Below are 19,249 nucleotides of genomic sequence, written 5' to 3' on the forward strand. Positions count from 1 at the left end.
CCTAATGTTTTAGCTAGTTCCAATAACCCTAATTTAGGCTTGATAATTTTTTGATGTAAGTTCATAGTAGTTAAGATTTATATCATCATAATTTAACAATTGTCAGATTAAATCCTAACTACTACATATCAAGGCATATGATAACGCACACGGGACAAAATCTGTACAAATGTGGGGAATGTGGGGCAATATTCATCCAATACAAGGATTTCATAACCTATTTAGAAACCAACTCCAGAACAAAATCGTGTAGATATAAATACTGTTATACAAGATTCATAAGCCAATGTCTACTCAAAGCCCATGCATGCAGCGCAGCAGAAGCATCACTCCAATGTCCTATATGTAGTAAAAATTGACTAATAAGAGTAATTTAACCTTACATAAGAATAGTAAACTACCCTGTAGGTAGCAGCATATAAACAATTAAAAAGCTTGTGAGGCTAGCCCAAACAGATATTCTGTCCAGGTCAGTATCTATTTACGCCATCATTAACCAGTAATGTGAAAAGATACGGCTATTTTTGCTGAACACATACGAACAGAGACCCAGGTCAAGGTCTAACGTCCAACCTATAGGTCGGGTGATCTTAATCCATATCAATCGTATAAGGAAATATGGCTTGTACGCCATGGGATTTAGATAGGATTCTATAATGATTCAAGATAGGGTATCCTGCTACTAAGGCATCACATACCTCCATTTTAATCGTATGCGTAGTATAATTTAGCAAATGCTCCAATTTTGTTTTAGAGCGAGGAAAATAACAAATACCATACCCTTCTGGTAATTTTGCTAAAGATGCAGCTTTAGCAATAGCGGCATCTAGTCCACCTAATTCATCCACAAGCCCATTGCTTTGGGCTACTGAGCCCGTATATACCCTACCACCCGCTAATTTTTCTACACATGCTACACTAAGCCCACGCCCACTGGCTACCTTACGTAAAAAATCATCATAGCTGGACTGTAACATTTTATACATGAGTTTAGACTCTAGCTCGGAAAAACTTAACCTAGGCGTAAAACAGTCTGCAGAAGGCGCTGTCTTAACTACATCACGATCAATACCTATCTTATGCATCAATGCAGTTGAATCAGGAAATATACCGAAAATGCCAATCGAACCTGTAATTGTAGTGGGTTGTGCAAAAATATAGTTACAAGGCGCTGCAATAGAATAGCCACCAGAAGCAGCCACACAAGACATAGAAGCTACAACTGACTTAACGGCTTTCACTTCTTCTATTGCTTTCCAGATGATATCTGAAGCCATTACACCACCCCCTGGTGAATTAATGCGCAATACTAAAGCCTTGATTCTACTATCCTCTTGAATAATCTTTAGCGTTTTAACAAAATCATGCGCACCAATATAACCAGCACCACTTGATCCATCTACAATTACCCCTTCAGCCATTAGAACGGCAATCTTATCGACCGAATCAGATGGAGCTTTCAACGCACCATACGCTTTATAGTTGACTAAAGAGAGAGACTGTAGTTTTTCTTTAAGCAACTTTTTAGCATCTGTTTCGTAGCCCACTTTAGTAATTAGGCCAGCACTAAGGGCATCATTGGGTAAAACAGCTGAAAGATGATCGGCATGTTCTTTAAGCATGGCAACCGATATGTTTCTAGAGTGGCCTATTTGAGTTAGAAAGTGATCATAGGTAGGCTGAAGATAGGCTTGCGTGTCCTTTCTACTTTCCTCACTCATCTTAGTCAAACAATAAGGCTCTACTGCACTTTTATATGCCCCAATACGAAAGATAACTGGCTTTATAGATACATACGCACAAAGCCTCGTATAAAAATGAACAGTTGCAGCAAAGCCTTTGAATGCTAAGAAACCACTGGGGTTGAGTAGGATCTCATCTGCTACAGAAGCCAAATAATAGGACTGCTGCGTATAGGAATCTGCATAGGCTATGATGGTCTTACCTTGCTTTTTAAAGGTCAACAAAGCTTCCCTAATTTCCTCCAAAGGAGCTAACCCTGCATTCAGATAGGATAGATCCAAGTAAATGGCAGCAATACGACTATCTTTGGTTGCCTGGTGGATCGCATTTTTCACTACTTTAAAATCTATCATTTCGCCATTAGAACCAAACAATGATATAGGCATCCACTCAATCATACGCCCGTGCATACTGAAGGCCAGCACTGAATTATTTTCTACTTGACTCGAGTCCTTAGACGTTAACTTTAACAGTCCAAAAACAACGATGCCACATAAGGCCAGCAAAGAGATCAGAAACCCTACAGCAACCGTAAACACTTGCTTAATAAAATGCTTTAGTCTCATTTTGATTTAAAAAAAATAATATGGATTATATAAAGAACCACAAAACCAAGAGGGGAAGCTTATGTAGCCTCTTGATAAGGTTGCTTTTTTTGCATCGACGTGGGCCTGCGCGGACTTGAACCGCGGACCTCTACATTATCAGTGTAGCGCTCTAACCAGCTGAGCTACAGGCCCTAACATCTATCCTTTCCTATGAGGAACTAGTTGCTATACCAACACAGGGTACAAAAAATATATCAATTAGGCTAGAAATCTAAATTTAATTATAGTAAATTATTACTATAACCATATTAATATACAGAGTAGTAACCCACTATTTAAATGGCACTACTCATGCATGCCACAATAGTTCAGCTACCAACACAGCTAAATTACGCATATATTCTGTATATAACCAAAAAATAGCCGTAAGAAATCTTTATTTTGGCCTACTTTATATTATTTTCTATCCATCAGCCATGTGCAAGCCCTCTTTGCATAGATGGGAAATGGCAACTTTAAGCGTAGATTTGTAGCAAGCGATCAGGAAGTTTAAATGAATTTTATTTATGTTACAAATTGGAGATTGTCTATTGGGTGATTTTCCCCTTTTATTGGCACCTATGGAAGAGGTGAGTGATCCCCCCTTTCGGGCAATATGCAAAGCACATGGTGCAAATCTGATGTATACGGAATTTATTTCCTCCGAAGGGTTAATTAGAGATGCAACCAAAAGTGTGAAAAAATTGGAAATATATGAAGCGGAACGTCCTATTGGGATACAAATCTTTGGGGATGTAATAGAAGTAATGCGAGAAGCGGCTGCTATTGTAGAAAGGGCCCAACCTACTTTATTGGATATCAATTATGGTTGTCCGGTTAAGCAGGTCGCTTGCAAAGGAGCGGGGGCTGGTATTCTCTTAGACCTTCCTAAAATGCAGGCCATAGCTGCAGAAATTGTCAAACAAGTCTCCATCCCTGTTACGGTCAAAACGCGCTTAGGATGGGACCACCAATCGATTAAAATTCTTGAAGTCGTGCAACGCCTTCAAGATGTTGGTGTACAGGCTGTAACCATTCATGGCAGAACCCGACAACAAATGTACAAAGGATCAGCAGACTGGAGCTATATTGCGACGGTAAAAGCAGATCCGAGTATTCATATCCCTATTTTTGGGAATGGGGACATTGATAGTCCTGCTAAGGCAGTTGCTTATAAAAATAAATATGGAGTAGATGGTATTATGATTGGCCGTGCCAGTATTGGCTACCCTTGGATTTTTAGAGAAATCAAACACTACCACGCAACAGGTAGCCTACTACCGCCTCCTACCCTAGCAGAACGGATTGAAACGGTAAAAAAACATCTGGTCCATGCCATACAGTGGAAAGGAGAACGCACAGGTATACTAGAAATGAGGCGACACTACACCAATTACTTCCGAGGGGTGGCTGGCATAAAGGCATACCGACCCAGCTTGGTAACGGCTACCACCTATACAGCGCTATGTGACCTCTTAGATGCAATCATGCAAAACGTACCTGATTAGTCTTTACCGGTACTGCCATGACCTCCCGTTCCCCTGGCGGTTTGGTCCAGACCAGATACCACTTGCCACTGAACAGACGCACAGCTAGCCACTACTAGCTGTGCAATTCTATCTCCATCTTGGACTACAAAGGGCGCATCAGAGAGATTAATAAGTAATACTTTTATTTCCCCTCTGTAATCTGCATCAATAGTTCCAGGGCTATTTAAAACGGTAATACCATGATGTAGGGCCAAACCACTACGTGGCCTTACTTGAGCCTCATAGCCTTGTGGTAAAGCAATATAAAGACCGGTGGCAATTAGCACCCTTTGTCCAGGCGCCAAAGCAATAGGGATAGGGGTACAAGCGCGTAGATCCATACCACTAGCCCCTAGTGTAGCATAGGCAGGCAATGGATGGTGCGATTGGTTCATAATTTGAAATTCCATAGAATCAATCAGTTAAAATGTTACGCGCTAGAGCTACTATGTAAAATAAACCATAGCGATGTTACGCAATAAAAAAATATACCCATTTAGCCTTTTGGTCACATTAGCCAAAAGAAGCACAATCAACAATGTTTTTTATACCTATTTTACAATAGACTCAAAGTGACTTGAAAAAGCAAGTAGCTTAGCCTCCTCAAAATAATTGCCAATGATTTGAATGCCAACGGGCAAATCCTTATTATCTACTCCATTCGGTAAAGAAATAGCCGGTAAACCAGCTACCGATGCTAATACGGTATAGAGGTCACTCCAATACATAGATATTGGATTGTTTGCAAAACTATTCACCCGAAAGGCAGTAGTAGTAGTGGTAGGCAATATGATAAAATCATACTGATTCAAGATATCTTGCAAAGCCTTTTTAATTAGGTTACGTACTTTTAGGGCTTTAACATAGTGTGTCTCACATTGAGAAGCACTGAGCACAAAGGAACCCAACATAATCCGCTTTTTTACCTCTTTAGCAAAACCTTCTGTCCTTGTCTTGATATAGACTTCTTCCAGTGTGGTAGCATAACTGCTACGATAGCCATACCGAATGCCATCAAAGCGTGCTAGATTGGTACTTGCTTCCGCATTCACCAATATATAGTAAGTAGGTAGTGCATATTTAAGTAGTCCAAAATGGACATGTTCTACTTGATGGCCCTCTTTCTTCAAAAGTTCCAAGCTGCGCAATGTATGTGCTTTTATTTCTGGCTGCAACCCGTCATGGCTAAGTGTTCCTGTTAAGCAGGCCACTTTATAACGCCCTGATTCAGTCAACGCATTGGTATAACGTGGAACTGCTCGATCGGCTGCAGTATCATCAAATGCATCAGGACCCGCTATGACCTCTAGTACACTCGCACAATCTTCTACGGTATGCGCAAAGATGCCAGCCGTATCAAAAGAAGAAGCATAAGCCACCAAGCCATGTCTAGAAACCCTGCCATAAGAAGGTTTAAGGCCTACAAGGCCACAAAATGCAGCTGGCTGCCTAACAGACCCACCTGTATCCGTTCCAATAGAAACATGACACATTTTTGCTTTTACAGCTGCTGCAGATCCACCAGAAGAACCACCTGCTACCCTTGTTTTATCTAAAGGATTAAGGACTGTACCGAAATAAGCATTTTCTGACGAGGAGCCCATACCAAACTCATCGCAATTCTGATGACCAATAATCAATGCGTCAGCTGCCAAAAGTCTTTCTGTAACCGTTGCATCAAAAGGCGATATATAATTGGTCAAAATTTTACTACCCGCTTGCAATGGATGGTCTTTGTAGGCAATCATATCCTTCAAACCAACTACCATTCCTGCCAAAGGACCTCCCTGATTCTCTTTTATTTTCTGATTGACTACAGCAGCATTTGCTATTATTTCTTGATCATAAACATTTACAAATGCATTCAAGTCTTGTTGCGCTTGAATATGTTGCAATAGCTGCCTAACTATAGCAGTAAGGTTTTGCGATGCGAGTAATGGGCGAAGTGCAGTAAAAGAATCAGAACGCATATAGATACAAAATGATAAATATTAAGATGGTTGGAAATGAATATCCTCTTTCAAACCTTTGTAGTTTGTGAGTTCAATTTCTACTGTACCTACTACAAGGTTAACTTTTAATTTCAGAGGGACTTTGTTTACATCATCCGAAATATATGCTTCCACTGGACGCGTTCCAGAAAATATACTATCCTCAATAGGCACCAAGGGGGCAAAAACCAATGCAGAAGTCTTGCCTAACTTGGTAGAAATGGTCTTCTTTCCAAGAAATAAAATGCCCACATCCTCATAGAGCTGCTGATCATGTAAAACCGTTAGTATAAGCTTATCACCTGGTTTGAGCTTTGTCGTATCAATGGAACGCAACGCATAATAGCCACCAATCAGATCCTTAATGTCTTTTGCATTAGGAAGGGGATGATAATTGACTTCACACTCCATATTTTTACTACTTTCAGTTATTTCTACCTTAGCTTGATAGGACTGATAGTCAAAGTCAACTTGCTCTTTCCTTAGGTAGCCGTTTTCTTGAAGGTGCGTAACACATCTATGCGGGCGCAATGCATAGGCCTTATCTACATCTAAATAGGTTTCCCATCTATCTAAAACCTTAAAACCTAAAAGGTCCAATGCCTTACTAGAGGTACCTTGTACGTGAATCTTATAGCAAACATGCTCCTCTAGCTTATGCAACTGTTCATCCACACACATAGTGGCCGTACCAGCATGTATAAAAGCACCATAATAGACTTGATACTCTAACCATTCTCCTTGGCGAAAAGGAGGCTCCGCGCTATCCCTAGCTTCTTGAGCATATACGCTACTTAAAAAAAGACCCATTAGGGAACAGAGAAAAAACTTCTTTAAGTATTGTACAAGCACCATAAGTAAGTATCAAAATGTGAAAGTAATTGCAAAAGTATAATACTTATAGCTCATGAAGCTACGACAAAAAAAGTATACAGCCAAATCAACCACTGACTGAATGCTTAGGCCATGCACCAATTCATAAAAATGCAAAGCTAGAAGTAGGAAAAAAAGAGATAAAAAACTATCTTGCTTAAATTCTAGATACGACATTAAGTAATGCTTAAATAGCAAACGCGTAAATCTTTATAAGCGGGGATGAGATACCATACAATGCATTTGAAAAAATATTTTTGTTATACTTTTGTGCTGCTTCTTTTCTGTGGATGTACAGATAGATGTAAAGGTAGGGGCTACATCTATCAAGAAGAAGAGGGGTATTATACACAGAATCCCTATAAGCTAGGTGCATTCGAGTCATTCGGAGCAGCATTTATACTATCCACACCAGAGGCCATTATTGATTGGAGCAAAAAACTAGCAGATCGAAAACCTAAATGGCTTATAACAGGTACAGAACCAGAGCCCTATACACTATGGAATGACTTCTTTACTAAGGAAATAGCAGTAAAAATAGTAGCAAAATTAAAAAAAGAACATGATACCACGCTTTTAGAAAACTGTTATGATGCATTCGGCAACCTATTAAAGGCACCCACAAACGAAAATACACAAGAGTTGATAGCGGCAGTCAAAAAGGTCCAGACGGATGCTAAGCTCATACAGGCATTTAAAGCGTGCATAGAAGAAGGCTACAATAACCGAGAGAGAATCGTACTTAGTAAGGAAGGACTAAAATTCCAGGCGTTCATGTGCTTTATTTCAGAAATATATGATTCACTGCTTAATAATCTACAACGATGTCAATCTAATATAAAAAAATGGCACATAGATCGCCATACCAATGGACAAATACTATGGGAAAAAATTAAGCAAACGCACGGGAAAGAACTGAAATATGCTAGGGTATATAAATATAAAAAGAACCAAGAAGCCATTGTGCAAAGTCTAAAAATTATAGATCATCTGGCAGATCACTTGTATGGTTTGAGTTACAAGGACCTATTAGAAACGCTTCCACATGGGATCAAACTATTCAATGATATTGTATATGAAGTAGGGTTAGAGGCAGAAGATAATAAAGATATACAAGCATTAACAACCTATCTTCGATTGGTATCGAATTTACATACATAGTTATTCTGCACTAGCCCGCTCTATTGTTTGTCATGTATGGTGAAGCAAGCAAAAAGTGTGCTATACATTGCATCAGCTAGGAAGCTATCCCCCAGCCATGGACCATATTTATGACTTATTAAGTAAACATTGGGGATATCATTCCTTTAGGCCCCTTCAGGAATCCATCATTAAAGGTATACTAGATGGTAAGGATCTATTGGTTATTTTACCTACTGGTAGTGGAAAATCGCTTTGTTTTCAATTACCAGCTTTATGCAAAGAGGGCTTAACCCTTGTGGTTACGCCCCTTATTGCACTGATGAAAGACCAAATCACCCAACTTGCCCAGAGAGGCATTCATGCAGAGGCTATTTTTTCAGGCATGTCTAGTGTAGAAATAGAACGGAGACTAGATAATTGTGTATATGGTAACGTGAAGTTATTATATGTATCCCCAGAACGCTTACAGACCGACCTCTTTAAGCTTCGTGCCCCTACCATGTCTATCACCACACTAGTAGTAGATGAGGCCCATTGTATTTCCCAATGGGGATATGACTTTAGGCCCTCCTATTTAAACATTGCGCAGTTTAAGCAAATGATTCCAAAGGCCAACACTGTAGCCTTTACCGCTACAGCTACTAAAGCGGTTAAACAGGATATTCAAGATCATTTACAACTCAATCACCCCCTCCTTTTTGCACAAACTTTTTATAGACCCAACCTAGTCTATTGGGTACGTAAAACAGCCCACAAAGAAGCACAACTGCTCAAAGCCTTACAACACACTTCTGGACCGGCCATTATCTATGTAAACACACGCAAAAAAACAGAAACCATTGCTACTTTTCTCCATAACAATGGGATCACCAGTGCCTTTTACCATGCCGGTTTAACCATAGCGGATAGAGCAATGAAACAAGCCATGTGGAGTGAAAACAAAGTACGTACCATGGTGTCTACAGCGGCATTTGGTATGGGCATTGATAAAGCAGATGTTTCTTTAGTAGTACACTTAGACCTACCCACTTCATTAGAAGCCTATTGCCAAGAAGCAGGCAGGGCAGGTCGCAATAATACCATAGCCTATGCCATTCTTTGGTATGATTTACAAGATATTGCACAGTTAAAACAAAAATGGAAGGAGAGTTATCCCACTATTGACCAAGTACGAAAAGTCTACCAGCATCTGGTTAATTACTATAAAATAGCAGTAGGTTCGCATGCCTTTATAAGCTATGATTTTGACTTAGAGGATTTTAAACAGGCAACCGGACTCTATACGAAAGAAGCCTACTATGGACTAAAAGCATTAGAGTCAGAGGGTTTTATACAACTCAATGAAGCCTATTACCAGCCATCTAAAATCTATATACCCCTATCTAGGGAAGCATTGTATGCCTTTCAATTGCGTCATCCTGCCTTTGATTTATGCATCAAAGCCCTTTTAAGGCTCTATGGGGGCACACTTTTTACGCCTTATTGTACAATTTTTGAAAAAAAAATAGCCCAGTTGATTCAACTTACAGAATATAAGATACAAGAGCAATTATACGCTTTGCATCGGTTAAAGGTATTGGAATACCTCCCTCAAAAAGCAAGTCCACAAATTACTTTTTTAACTGCCCGCTATCTTGTTTCCGAATTGCCTTTACCGATTTATAAAATCGAACAAAAAAATAAAATAGCTTATCAACAAATAAAAGCGGTTATACAATATGTTATCAATAACCGGCGCTGCCGTTTGGCTACCTTGTTGGACTACTTCGATGAAGCAGAAGCGATTTGTACCCAATGTGATATCTGCAAAGGAAAGACAAACCCAACGATAGACCCTAATGATAGGATTGCCAATCGTAAGTATATTATGGTTGCCATTAGAAATGGCAACCAGGACTTAAAAAAACTCATTGCATCGGTTCCTCATGAAAAAGAAAAAGCCCTATTGGATACGATTAGAGAGATGCTAGATGCAAAAGAAATATACTATCAAACCCCTGGCCAACTACAAATCAGTGCAGTTGCAAAGCTGCTGGAGTAAAATGAAGATGAGCAAACAGTAGCCGTTCTGCTTTTCCCTCTCGAAAAAATAGAGGTTCAACTATTGTATTTTCTATTAATAATGCTTATTGTGTATTACGATTCAATTATATAGTTATTAACCCAATACAATATAAATTGGTAAACTATTATCGTTATGATCACTAATACACCTGAAAGAACAAAGCAACAGGAGAGTAGTATACTACGTGCCAAACAGATCATTGCTATGTTAGGCTGCTTTTATTTTTGTACAGCATTAGTTACTTGTTTTAGGCATCCAAACCATACCCCCAGTATAAAGCAGGATAGTCTGCCTGATAAGCCTCCATGTGATACAATTACTCAGCATGTTTCAAAGGATTATCATAATCTTGATAAATGCCTATGTGAAGTTTCAAAGGCACTAAAAGGTGATACAGATGCGGTAAATAAATTGGAAGAAGCAGGGAAACACATAGATACACAAGTGTTATCTAAACCTGGATTTGTCCAGGTTGCTATTGTAAGCAATAATAAAGGAAACAACGCATTAGTACTCGAGTATACACGTCAGGGTAAATTATCATATACAAAGCAACCAGAGAACGAATCCATTACTTTAATGGTAAACGCTTTAGCAGACCCAACAACGCTACCACCTTCCTATAAAGACGCCACCACACTTCCTTGCTACATCAAGCAAATACAAACTGAAGGATATAGCACATTGATTAAGCTATTCAAGCAACTAGTTGGATATGGCGTAGATTTATGTCAGCAGAATAGATGGGGAGAAACACCGCTTACAGAAGTAATACAATATGGAGATGATCGAAATCGGGTAGAGCTTATCGAGATACTTCTAAAAGCTGGTGCCTCACCTAATGAGGTGAACCGTAAGCAACAAGTCCCTCTTGGCATGATCAACCAGATTAAAAAAGCTGAAGACCGAGAAAAAATTGTTAAGCTATTGATCGACCATGGCGCCAATCCGCTACTGGCCCAAATGGATCAAGCTACTCAAGCATATGTCCGAGAGATGGTCATAGGCCAGTTAGAAAAAATGAATCTAGCTGTACGATCTCCTACTTTTCATAAAACTTTAACCCAATTGGATACAAAGCTATCATTATTTTTTAACCAGAAGTATCCTAGATCTAATGCAGTATTAGCTGAAAAAGAAGATCAAACTTGTGTGTTTTGTGCTAAAAAACAGACAGAGGCCACTACGATTCGCCTTCCTTCATGTGGACATTATGTACATGGATCCTGTCTGGCACAATCATTGATTGATATGAAATCTAAAGGAAGGATCAAATGGATGCCCAGGCCTTCCTACCTATATATACATCTTTGTCCTTGCTGCAAGCAAGATATAGCACGCGCATTTATAAAAGATTTAAATCAATTTTACGAGGGTATAAAATTTGAACATAGGACCTTGACCCTCGCCCTGCGCATAGCCTTTGCCATCCCATGTGCAACCGTTATCCCTGGTGGACTCTTAATTTTAGCTGGGTTATTTTGGCCAACCGAATAGATAGCTTAGTGTCTATTCACGACGCTATTGGTTAATAACGCATCTTTATTTTACTTTTTTCTTGATAAAAAAGTAAGCAAAAAACCAGTGATTTGAACAGATACGGTAGCTTATTACTGAGCTGAGCAATTGGATTGGTAGTTGCGTGGCTAAACAGCGCCAAAAATACGTGCAATTTGAATAGACAGATGGGTATAAACCATTTTTGCATGGGCATTGCGTTCTAAATAATAATATCCCTGCATCAACTTTTCGATGATTTCTTTTAATTGCTGTATGGTCACAGTAAGGCCAAACTTTTTGCTAAACGTTGCTTCATCACTCGGTTGTATGTGCAAAAGCGGGTAGTCCAACTTGCCCAATAAAACGACCCTAATCAGTTGTAGTGCGTAAGCAAAAAAAGCTTTTTGTGCATCAGCGGATAGCTTGTAAAATGCTTCAGAGTAGGCCACCAATTTAATCAAATCACCCCTATAACAACTACGCATCCAATGGCTAAAACGCTCAAAATGGGCTTCAACATCTTGCTCAACCAATTGAAAAGCTTTATATAGACTCCCTTCGGCTAAACAGGCTATTGCTTTGCATCGATCCGCATCTAATGCCTTATGTTTACTCCATAAAAGTTGTTGAATGGCTGCTTCTGAACAAGGAGGGATGGTATGCTGTTGGCTTCTGGACCTAATGGTGGATATGATTCGATCACTATTAGAGCTGACCAACAAAAAAACAGTATCTACGGGGGGCTCTTCTAAGGTTTTCAATAATGCGTTAGCCGCTGTATGATGCAAATATTCTGGCAGCCATATACAGACGATTTTATAGGGGCCAATAAAAGGTTTTAAGCTAAGTTGTTGGCTAATGGCACTGGCATCTTTCCTACTAATCTGACACTGTTTACCATCATAATGCATGGCAGTAGCCCACTCCTCTAAGGTTAAAAAAGGATTTTCCTTAAGGTAATTACGAAATGCTTCTAAATAAGTTGATGGTGTTTCCAAAACAGCACCACTTGATTTTTTAGGGAATACCAACTGCACATCTGGATGGGTAAATTGCGCCATGTTGACACAAGAAAAACAACGGCCACAAGCATCCGCTTCCTGACGGCAACTGCAATTTAAATAAGTCGCAAAAGCTAATGCTAAAGCAAGATTTGCAGAACCAACAGGACCTACAAAAAGCTGCGCATGTGCTACCTTACCTGTACGTGCCATGCTTATTAAAGTATTTTTAAAAGCATGGTGCTCAGGTATCTCTGCAAACTGCATGGCAAATAATAAATTTAATATATGCGTTCAGCCAATAGCGTCAACTTAAGGAATAAATTTTATTGATTGTCAAATAAAAATACCTATTCACGCCATCCATTGAAGGATGGCCCCATCTTAAAATTTAAGCCATAGGGCATGGTGGCTGCCGCCTCAAGGCGTTAGGCGCCTATTGATTTACTGGAACAGTTGTGTTTTTCTTTTTATACTTTTGATTGAAACGCTCAATCCTACCTGCTGTATCTACAAAAATTTTCTTCCCTGTATAAAAAGGATGGGACACATAACTAACTTCCACTTTAAATAAAGGATATGTTTTTTTATCCTCCCACTCAATGGTTTCTGATGTAGATATGGTAGAGCGGGTCATAAACTTGGCACCACTAGAAGTATCTAAAAAAACAACTGGCCTATATTCTGGATGAATCTCTTTTTTCATAAGTATATTAAATGGTATAATGCTTTCTATAGAACTATCTACTAATTTAAGAAAGTTTCTTAGTTTTTTATATATCTACCCAGCAAATAGGAAGCATATAACCAATAGCGAGGCCTTAAGGAACATAGTGTATGTGTTCAACGTGATGGTTTTTTGCGTCAAAAAAACGCCCCTGTAAAAAGCCGCGGTGTAGAAAGTGGCATCATACAGATGATTAGGAAAAATAGTTTCCTTTGAAGCCCCCAAAGGGGGTGCTTGCTGTTTTTTCATCTGTAGGATAGGACTTTCAGCGGATTTTTACCGAGGGCTTGATTTTTTGTCCACTTTTTTATCAAGAAAAAAGTGGGATAAAGTTCATTATTAACCAGTATCGTGAACAGATACAATATAGTAGCAACTACCATAAGAACAAATTGGAAATTTAAGAGGATGCATGCATCATACGTTTATTATTGCTGGACGGCTTCACATTCTTCTTCTTCCCACCATAAATTGGTCACGTAATATTTAATCATACTCCCCTCTCCATAATCACGTTGGGTTTTTATTTGCAGTGTATAATTAAAGGTATCTCCAACCCAGCGAAGGTTAATCTTATTTCTGAAGCTGCCATAATAGGCCTTTACAGCATCAATCTTATGATTGGAATCTCCAAATGTACTCAGTGCGATAGCGTGGGTCATAGCATATAACCCACGCCCTTGTTTACCAATTTTAGCGATCACTTCAAATGCATGGCATGCATTTAATGGAGGGGTAATATTATACCAATTGCCATCACCAGGCACTGTACCAGAAGCATACATACCCCTACGTCCATGCATGCTGATATTGCCATTTACGGTTAATCTTTCCGATGGATTGGTTGTACCTATGCCAACATGTCCATTCGCTTGAATAAGCAGCTTACTCTCCCCTTGCTTATCAACAAGATTAAATCCAAAATCTGGGGTATTTTTGGGATATTGTTCAATGCTCCAAGTAGGTTTAAAATCGTTCAAATTATTGAAAAATGTTATCAACTTAGCGGAACTCCCTTTAGGAGATAAACTTAAGCCATGATCCTGAGAAATAATTTTATCATCTTGCTTGTGAAACATGGAGTCTATCAAATCCTCAAAATCACGTTGGGTAGGGATAGATCCTTTTTCAAAGCTTTTCTTTAGTGCCTCTCTACTAGTGATTGCCATGATCGGTTCTAATATATTTTTTGGTGATTAAACAGTATTCTTCTAAACTTGTTATGGGTGTATCTTGATCTACACATGGTATATGCTCCTCTTCCTTAGGACGCTCCCATGGACCTACTATAAAATCTTCAGAAATCGCCATATCGCCGATACTTCCATGACGCAACTTCACAGCAGCATCGAATGTATTTACTACAGCTATTTTATGATTTTTGGAAGAAACCATCACAGACCATGGATAACCGGCAAATAAATGACTATCGTAGGTGGTTACCTTATCTAGTTTTAAGTCTTTGGTGTGACCACAGTATTTTAATATAGAAAAATTTCCTATGCCTTCTACATAATAACGGTTATTAATAAAGTCTATAATTTTAGAAGTAGGTATATTACCACCTAACTGAACATCCGCTAATGGATCAAATAACCAAGGAGAAAAAAAGTTATGTAAATCCTGGTATAACAAATTTAAGAATAATCCTTTTTCATAGCCAGGTTTAAACTTAACGGTAACGTTAACTTTAACATCTTCATAAACAGGATTGACTACTTCACACTTTACAAATGGCGTACTAACGCCTTGAATATAGTTTTTAATCTCAGTTAACAGATCCCTACTAACGAAAGGAATGTCTAAGCTAGAATTTGCTTTAGCCATAACCACAATGGTGATATGGCCAGGATTTACCATGTTATTTGTGCTTTTAGCGGTATGGTTGATACACTTTACTTTGAAAATTTCTGGGAATTTTTCAAGCACAATGCGTTCATAGTCCCACACCGATATTGCTCTATTTTTGTGCCTCAAGCGCTCACTAACTCGTCTGTATAAAGCTTGATGATTTTCAAATTGCCTTCCACCAAAGGTTCCAAAAGGTTGTAAGACCCATTCAATGCCCTCCACAGGATTCTGGAATTCTTGAATCGATTTTGCAGGTAGTACTGGAGCAGAAAAAACACCATTTTTATCCATAACCCTTGACACAGCAACGGCTTGCGTATAGACCCCAACTATAGTGGATAAGGCGCCTTTTTTATCCATAAATTGTGCTTTAATCCAGGTTAACGCTGGAGTCATACGGGTATTATTTTGACGCACTGGGACGGGTAAATTCGCTAAATCAAAAATCATAATGCCAGATTTAGACAATCCATCTGTCCCGTCTACCACAATCGCTTCCTCCAAGGGCAACCAAATATTGTTAGATAAGTAAAACCATTTGGGTCGTTGGGTTTCTTGATCTGGACTGTTTTCACCAATAGCTATATGTATAGACAAGTGGGTACTATTTAGATCTGCTATGCCAAAAGCAATAAATGATTCTTTCTGCTCTATCAATGGCAACAATGTAGGTGGAGTGGTTAACTTGCTAGGAAATGTTTTTAAATAGCCAAAAGAAGAAATATGAAAAAAACTGTTGAGATATTTTTCTTCTTCTTCCCCAGGAGGAGAAGTTAATACCATAGACTCTTCTGCTTCATAATCAACTGTAATAGCTTTTATGCGAGGGGTATAAGGTTCATTTAATACCGTTATAGCTTCCTCTTTCTTTTTCTGCGCATTTTTAACCAGCACACTACTCATCAGGCCAGGATAGATGGCATGACCAAAGGCTTGCTCTGGTGCACATAGTTGTAATTTTAAAAAACCAGCTACTGTTTTGGGGCTATAGACGGTAACATCTAAGGGTTGGTTTGTTTTAGTGATCCGTAATGCAGCTAAATCAATGTCACTAATGGTTCTAATATAATCCAATTGCTCACTACCTTTGTTATTTTTCAGAACCTGAAACAAAGGTACTACTTGCCTATTGTGGGCATAAGATGGATTCCAGTGCTGATGATTTAAATAAGCAATATTTACTTTAAAATCATCATTATTTACCTTGGTAGGATAGGCATCATAATACGACTTAAATCCTCCGTCTACAGTAGGGAGGCTATCCCATTTAATATATATTTTTAAATCAGTGAGATTCTTAGAGAAGATTTCGCCACTACCTATATAAAAGCTACTATCTAGTTTGGCCAGTGGCCCAAAAGGTTCAAAAATTTGACTATTATCAATAATACCTAATTGATTTTGTAATACTAATCCACGATACCCCTCTACTTTAACCTTTAAGTCTATTGTTTCAAGCAATAAACCATTTAAAAGGTACAAGCCAGTAAGGGATGCCCCATTACGTATGCCAACAGATACAGAAGGCGTACCAGGATCCACTACGCCACCCTGGTACCCAGCAGGTAACATCGCCATAGGGGGTATTTCTGTATCTAAAGATATAGTCATATGTAGGCAACGCGCTTCATCAATAAATTCCAATGCTATCGCCTCTTCTGGTATACCAAACCATCCCTCTTTAGTGGTAATATGTACCTGTGACATGGCATAAAGCATATCTGACACTTGCTTGAAAAAGGCTGGAGTAGGAGTCTTCTTATTTGGGTTGCGATTGATTAATATCTGAAAGGATTCAAAGGTAAATTTCCACCTTATATGAATGGTGCGCATACCTTCGGAAAGGTGAAATAAGGGCGAGCCAACAAATACGGCCAGTTGTTCGTTGGATTGCTGTTTGATGTCGTCATTGTTTTGTGGCGTAGGAAACAGCTGAAAGGGCAGCGTTTGCAATAGCTCCCCGTTATAAGTAGTAGTAGCTAATTCAACTGTTTTATATCCTTCTTTATCCAATTTTTTAGTAATCAGCAACCTATTAATCTGAGCAATCTTAGCTTTATTTACCGTTATATTTCTTTTCGTTTCAAATAAAATATCCTCCCCATTAACTGGATTTTTTGCAACCAAAAGGCTCCCCTCTGGTACAAAGGCAAATGGCTGATTGGGACCCAGCAAAAAGTGAACATAGGCCTGATCTGGAATGGAAGGGTTGTTATTAAATTTGAGCACATGCCTATAATAGTGCTCTAGCGTTCTTTGTGGAATGTAATTAAGGTGCCCATCTGCATACTGTAGCAGCTGGAGAAAAGCAATCAAAAGTGCTACATGTGGCTCTTTATTTTGCGAGAAAAGGGTATCAAAATAATCGCTAGCAGCCAGCTCCTTGAGTTTATAAATGGTATTAAAAATAGCATCAAAAAAATCATCAAAAATATCGACCACTTGCTCATCACTGGGTTCCATGCCACTTATTTCATCATAAACCAGTTCCTTGCTTAAGCGCCACAAAGAAGCATTATGACACTTTTGATGGAGAAAAACAGAAAATTTAATAAAAGATTGAATAGAACTGGTTTTGCGATGTTTTTGTAGAACCTTGTATAGTTTACTGATATGGATATTGATTTCTTCATGTATAATGGCATCTAGTTTTGCGCGCACTACATCTTCATTAGATAGATTTTTATACCAATAATCTAATAAAATGATTAAGTCTTGCGCCACTATCAAGATATGATGCATGGAGTGGGCATCTGAAATACCTGTAGGGTTCCGCCGCAGGGTTAAAAAATCTTTATGGATACGTTTCTTTAAGGTATCAATATTGGTGTGTAGAATGAGGGAACGTATGACAGTATCATCCTGTTCTAAAAATTTTCGCCAAACATTTTGATCTACTCTTTGGTTATTGTTATCGTAGTAGGCCAATAAGTCTGTGTATAAATAGAGAAATCGAAGGTGGTCACTAAATTGTCTATCACTAATCAATAGGTCATTTTCTACCAATTCAGGTAGCAGTCGTTCAGCGTGGCAAGTGCCTCTTCTGGCAAATAAAATATTAAGCTTTTTTTGAATATTCATACATTTAAACTATGATCTTTTTCCAAAAATTAAGATATTGAGCAAAGGAAGGTGATCCATTATATAATCATCATATCCTGACAGCAATCTAACCTAAAAACCACTTATAAAAAAGTAATTAAGCTTAAAATTTATGCGTCTCTTACCCTATTTATTGAGTATGGTTGTATGTATAGCAACTAATTTTAAATCGGATCATGCGATTGCATCGTCCCACACGGAGGATCCAATAGGTCAAACCTCACCATCTACAACGTTAGACGCTGAATCAGATACTACACAAGATCCGTCGTCTGATTCGCTCGATGAGATACTCAAAAAGGATACGCATGCAGAAGGGGCCATTCAAAACATATTAGGTGGGTTAGCGCTTTGCTATAATGTTTTAGCCAATCTTCTGTTATACCCAATCTTTTCTTTTTTATTATTGCTATTGTCATTAGGGGCCATTATACTGCTTGGGCTTTGGATTAAGAAAATAAAAAATGAAAAATCCATTTCCACTACATGGATGCTATTTACCTGCCTCTATCTGCTTTTTTACTTGGATCTATTTTTAGTAGTCTACCAGAAAAAAGTAGTGCTGTTTTTATTTCTAGAATTAGAAAAGGATCTATTTTTAACGGTAGTTGCAGCGTCCATTGGTTACGTAATTGGCAAGTTCTTTTCTAGTAAATTTCTTGAAGAAAAAAAATTACCTTAGTAGTAGAGGCCCTATCATTTTAACCATGTGCGTTAAGTTAAGGGCTAATGAAGTATCCACTATCGGATGCTAATTTTAGCATCTGTAGTACGTCGTACGTGTAGGCTAGATGGATTCGGCTGCCAGAGATAGAGGCAGAAAATGAGGCAGAAAATTAGGTATAAATAAGGTTCAGTTGAGCTTAGCCCAAACAGCTATGGGAAAAAAAGTTAATGACTTATGCAAAGAATTGGGTATTCAAATGGCACATTACTCAAATAGGGGAAAAAATATTAAATGTATCTGTTCACGTTGCTGGTTAATAATGAACTTTATCTGTACTAGTTAAGATTTAATCTGACAATTATTAACTTTGTACGGATATAAATTACAACTATTATGAACTTACATCAAAAAATCATTAAACCGAAATTAGGGCTATTGGAACTAGCCAAAACGTTAGGTAATATCTCTTC

13 protein-coding genes and 1 tRNA gene are annotated in these 19,249 nt (G+C 38.5%); 5 read left to right on the top strand and 9 right to left on the bottom strand.

Annotated features, from left to right (window positions below; translation table 11 throughout):
* Window positions 1-590: 590 nt before the first annotated feature.
* Window positions 591-2,309 carry a signal peptide peptidase SppA gene (gene sppA / locus NLX65_RS03040; RefSeq protein WP_260537057.1) on the bottom strand — a complete coding sequence of 573 codons (1,719 nt, stop codon included), beginning with the start codon at window positions 2,307-2,309 and terminating at the stop codon, window positions 591-593.
* A gap of 100 nt (window positions 2,310-2,409) precedes the next feature.
* Window positions 2,410-2,483: transfer RNA gene (locus NLX65_RS03045), tRNA-Ile, on the bottom strand.
* A 374-nt stretch (window positions 2,484-2,857) separates the two neighbouring features.
* Here NLX65_RS03045 and dusB point away from each other — a divergent pair.
* Complete coding sequence (gene dusB, locus NLX65_RS03050; RefSeq protein WP_260537059.1) at window positions 2,858-3,838, top strand: tRNA dihydrouridine synthase DusB; 981 nt, start codon at window positions 2,858-2,860, stop codon at window positions 3,836-3,838.
* Here dusB and dut read toward each other — a convergent pair.
* The 3 genes from dut to NLX65_RS03065 form a co-directional block, all read right to left on the bottom strand.
* Window positions 3,835-4,269: a dUTP diphosphatase gene (dut, locus tag NLX65_RS03055; RefSeq protein WP_260537061.1), complete on the bottom strand. Its 435-nt coding sequence runs from the start codon at window positions 4,267-4,269 to the stop codon at window positions 3,835-3,837. The two genes, dusB and dut, sit on opposite strands and share 4 nt — an antisense overlap.
* A 141-nt stretch (window positions 4,270-4,410) precedes the next feature.
* A complete protein-coding gene (gatA, locus tag NLX65_RS03060; RefSeq protein ID WP_260537063.1) occupies window positions 4,411-5,829 on the bottom strand; it encodes an Asp-tRNA(Asn)/Glu-tRNA(Gln) amidotransferase subunit GatA in 1,419 nt (472 codons plus the stop codon).
* 21 nt (window positions 5,830-5,850) lie between these two features.
* A complete protein-coding gene (locus NLX65_RS03065) occupies window positions 5,851-6,705 on the bottom strand; it encodes a DUF3108 domain-containing protein (protein ID WP_260537065.1) in 855 nt (284 codons plus the stop codon).
* Window positions 6,706-6,945: 240 nt separating this feature from the next.
* Here NLX65_RS03065 and NLX65_RS03070 point away from each other — a divergent pair, with 240 nt between their 5' ends.
* From NLX65_RS03070 to NLX65_RS03080, 3 genes are all read left to right on the top strand, one after another.
* Window positions 6,946-7,884: a hypothetical protein gene (locus tag NLX65_RS03070; protein ID WP_260537067.1), complete on the top strand. Its 939-nt coding sequence runs from the start codon at window positions 6,946-6,948 to the stop codon at window positions 7,882-7,884.
* A gap of 97 nt (window positions 7,885-7,981) precedes the next feature.
* Complete coding sequence (locus tag NLX65_RS03075; protein WP_260537068.1) at window positions 7,982-9,907, top strand: RecQ family ATP-dependent DNA helicase; 1,926 nt, start codon at window positions 7,982-7,984, stop codon at window positions 9,905-9,907.
* Window positions 9,908-10,063: 156 nt separating this feature from the next.
* The gene (locus NLX65_RS03080) at window positions 10,064-11,428 is read left to right on the top strand and encodes a hypothetical protein (protein ID WP_260537069.1); all 1,365 of its coding nucleotides are present in this window, start codon (window positions 10,064-10,066) and stop codon (window positions 11,426-11,428) included.
* A gap of 149 nt (window positions 11,429-11,577) precedes the next feature.
* Here the strand turns inward: NLX65_RS03080 and NLX65_RS03085 are convergent, their stop codons facing one another.
* From NLX65_RS03085 to NLX65_RS03100, 4 genes are all read right to left on the bottom strand, one after another.
* Entirely contained in the window at window positions 11,578-12,699 is a 1,122-nt protein-coding gene (locus tag NLX65_RS03085) for a DNA polymerase III subunit (protein ID WP_260537071.1), read from the bottom strand.
* 169 nt (window positions 12,700-12,868) lie between these two features.
* On the bottom strand, window positions 12,869-13,138 hold the full coding sequence (locus tag NLX65_RS03090) for a type B 50S ribosomal protein L31 (protein WP_260537073.1): 270 nt from the start codon (window positions 13,136-13,138) through the stop codon (window positions 12,869-12,871).
* 449 nt (window positions 13,139-13,587) lie between these two features.
* Window positions 13,588-14,328, bottom strand: a complete 741-nt coding sequence (locus NLX65_RS03095; RefSeq protein ID WP_260537075.1) for an adhesin — start codon at window positions 14,326-14,328, stop codon at window positions 13,588-13,590.
* Entirely contained in the window at window positions 14,315-18,091 is a 3,777-nt protein-coding gene (locus NLX65_RS03100) for a baseplate J/gp47 family protein (protein WP_260537077.1), read from the bottom strand. The genes NLX65_RS03095 and NLX65_RS03100 overlap by 14 nt, the downstream gene beginning before the upstream one ends.
* Window positions 18,092-18,224: 133 nt before the next feature.
* Between NLX65_RS03100 and NLX65_RS03105 the strand changes: the two genes are divergently transcribed.
* Window positions 18,225-18,794 (top strand): hypothetical protein, encoded by a 570-nt coding sequence (locus tag NLX65_RS03105; RefSeq protein ID WP_260537079.1) that lies wholly within the window; start codon window positions 18,225-18,227, stop codon window positions 18,792-18,794.
* Window positions 18,795-19,249: the final 455 nt, after the last annotated feature.

It is taken from the genome of Candidatus Cardinium sp. TP, assembly GCF_025215055.1.
In the GTDB taxonomy this organism is placed as follows: domain Bacteria; phylum Bacteroidota; class Bacteroidia; order Cytophagales; family Amoebophilaceae; genus Cardinium.

Coding starts and splice junctions, on each gene's coding strand:
- NLX65_RS03100 (WP_260537077.1), bottom strand. CDS start 18,091: ATGAATATTCAAAAAAAGCTTAATATTTTATTTGCCAGAAGAGGCACT.
- dusB (WP_260537059.1), top strand. CDS start 2,858: ATGTTACAAATTGGAGATTGTCTATTGGGTGATTTTCCCCTTTTATTG.
- NLX65_RS03095 (WP_260537075.1), bottom strand. CDS start 14,328: ATGGCAATCACTAGTAGAGAGGCACTAAAGAAAAGCTTTGAAAAAGGA.
- NLX65_RS03065 (WP_260537065.1), bottom strand. CDS start 6,705: ATGGTGCTTGTACAATACTTAAAGAAGTTTTTTCTCTGTTCCCTAATG.
- NLX65_RS03080 (WP_260537069.1), top strand. CDS start 10,064: ATGATCACTAATACACCTGAAAGAACAAAGCAACAGGAGAGTAGTATA.
- gatA (WP_260537063.1), bottom strand. CDS start 5,829: ATGCGTTCTGATTCTTTTACTGCACTTCGCCCATTACTCGCATCGCAA.
- NLX65_RS03105 (WP_260537079.1), top strand. CDS start 18,225: ATGCGTCTCTTACCCTATTTATTGAGTATGGTTGTATGTATAGCAACT.
- NLX65_RS03070 (WP_260537067.1), top strand. CDS start 6,946: ATGAGATACCATACAATGCATTTGAAAAAATATTTTTGTTATACTTTT.
- NLX65_RS03085 (WP_260537071.1), bottom strand. CDS start 12,699: ATGCAGTTTGCAGAGATACCTGAGCACCATGCTTTTAAAAATACTTTA.
- NLX65_RS03090 (WP_260537073.1), bottom strand. CDS start 13,138: ATGAAAAAAGAGATTCATCCAGAATATAGGCCAGTTGTTTTTTTAGAT.
- NLX65_RS03075 (WP_260537068.1), top strand. CDS start 7,982: ATGGACCATATTTATGACTTATTAAGTAAACATTGGGGATATCATTCC.
- dut (WP_260537061.1), bottom strand. CDS start 4,269: ATGGAATTTCAAATTATGAACCAATCGCACCATCCATTGCCTGCCTAT.
- sppA (WP_260537057.1), bottom strand. CDS start 2,309: ATGAGACTAAAGCATTTTATTAAGCAAGTGTTTACGGTTGCTGTAGGG.